The sequence below is a fragment of the Sinomonas sp. G460-2 genome (genome assembly GCF_047759905.1).
In the GTDB taxonomy this organism is placed as follows: Bacteria; Actinomycetota; Actinomycetes; order Actinomycetales; family Micrococcaceae; genus Sinomonas.
Genome location: NZ_JBKZWT010000498.1, coordinates 1 through 1,737, shown reverse-complemented (window position 1 = coordinate 1,737; position 1,737 = coordinate 1). Strand labels below are relative to the sequence as shown.

The following is a 1,737-nucleotide window of genomic DNA, read 5'->3' as shown; positions in this document are numbered from 1 at the left end:
GGGCGCCGACGTGCCCAGCGTGCCCGTGCCGTGGGCCGTCGCTGCCGTGACGAACGAGAAGCCGAGGCAGCCGACGCCGACGACGGCGGCGAGCACGATCCCGCCGATGAAGCGGCGCACGTTGTCGGTCACCTGGCGTCGGTCGTCGAGCCGTCCGAACAGGAGGGCCTGCCTGAGGCGTTTCCGGTGGGTGCCGACGCTCTCCAGGAGCAGCGCGTCATTGTTGCGCGGCACGCTCTACCTCCTCGATTTGCGAGCGGGTGGCTCCAGTGGCTGCGCGGATGCGGTCAATTCCGATGTCTTCGACGATCGCGGCGAGCCGGTCGGTGCCGCGGCCGTCGTGGTCCGGGTCGAGCGGGAACACGAGCGCAGGAATGCGCGGCCGCCCTGCGATCTGCGCCCCGTGGCGCCGCCGCATCTCCTCTGTGTCCAAGCCCAGCTCCCGCACCCCGGGCGCGCCGATGAGCATCGCGAGCGGCGTGGGTGGCAGCTCGAGGACCGGCGGATACGTGAGGTTCGCGGTCCCGGCCCGGGCGAGCACGAGGCCGAACAAGGGCAGCTGCCGCGCCGCGAGCGTGCCGAGGATCTCGGGCACGAGCCGGACGCGATCCCCTATGCGCGGATCGGCCAGGAGTCCCGCGCCGATCAGGCCCGTCACGAGCTCCTCGACGCCACGCTGCGTGCGCTGAACCGTGAGCATCGCCGAGACGGGAACCTCCCGAGTCCCGCTTACGACGATCCTGCTCGGCTCCGGCATGCGCGAACGGGCGAAGTCGGTGAGCTCCCGCCGGTCCCACGGCTTGCCCGCGGGTTCGTGGGTGCCCCAGCCGGACGGGGTCTCGTGACCCAGCGCCGCCGTGAACAGCTCGATCCCGCCCCCGAGCAGGGACTCCTCCGCGGCGCGATGACGGATCGACAGCGAGACGACGAGCTGCATCGCCTCGGGTGGCCGCGGCTGGAGGAACGCGAGCGCGACCTCGTCGACGCTCTGCGGCGGCGGGATGTGGATAGCGTCCTGGAAGCGTTCGAGCCGGCGGCCGTTGCGCCCGTCCCGCAGCACCCCGTCGCCGCCGCGGACCACCCATTTCCCGCCGAATTCCTCGAGCAGGTCGCGCATTGGCTCCGTGAGAGCGGAGAGCCCGTCGGTCACGAGGATCGTCCGGCCGCCCGCCGCCGCGACTTTGCGGAGCAGATCGAGGCGGCCGAAGTTGAGCGAGACGATCGGCAGCCTCGATTCGGTCCGCACCGACCCCTCGCCCTCGCTGTCGGCGAGCGGGTGCTTGACGGAGATCGTCTCCTCGTCGAGGGCCGTTCGGTCTTCGCGTTCTGTCATGCGCGGTCCTTGCCGATCGAGTCGAGTCGGAATGTGTGGTCACCCATTCGCACGGTCGTTCCGACCGCGAGCTGGGCGTCGGTGTGGGGCGTGAGCGTCACGGGACGCTGGCCGGGGGCCTCGATGACGGTCCCGTTCGTCGAGTCCAGGTCGCGGGCATAGACCGCGCCGTCGCGCCGCTCGAGCCAGAGGTGCGTCTTGGACAGCGTGCGGGAGAGGTCCGGCACCGCGATCGACGTCACGCCAGGCTGGCGCGCGGGGTTCCGGCCGATCGCACACGCGTCGATGAACCAGTGGGCCGTGTTCGCGGCGCTGAAAGAGATGACGACGGCGTGAGGCGGCGCATCCGGCGCCGCAGCGCGCGCGGTCGGATCCTCGCCGGATGACGCGGAGGCGGGGTCGGT

At 71.7% G+C, this 1,737-nt stretch carries 3 protein-coding genes; all 3 read right to left on the bottom strand.

Going from position 1 to position 1,737, the window contains the following annotated elements:
- The coding region (locus ACLN58_RS21855; protein WP_415857313.1) for a hypothetical protein at positions 1 to 234 on the bottom strand (234 nt) is incomplete at its 3' end.
- Positions 218 to 1,333 (bottom strand): DUF6177 family protein, encoded by a 1,116-nt coding sequence (locus ACLN58_RS21850; RefSeq protein WP_415857312.1) that lies wholly within the window; start codon positions 1,331 to 1,333, stop codon positions 218 to 220. The genes ACLN58_RS21850 and ACLN58_RS21855, both read right to left, overlap by 17 nt.
- The coding region (locus tag ACLN58_RS21845) for an FHA domain-containing protein (RefSeq protein ID WP_415857311.1) at positions 1,330 to 1,737 on the bottom strand (408 nt) is incomplete at its 5' end. The genes ACLN58_RS21845 and ACLN58_RS21850, both read right to left, overlap by 4 nt.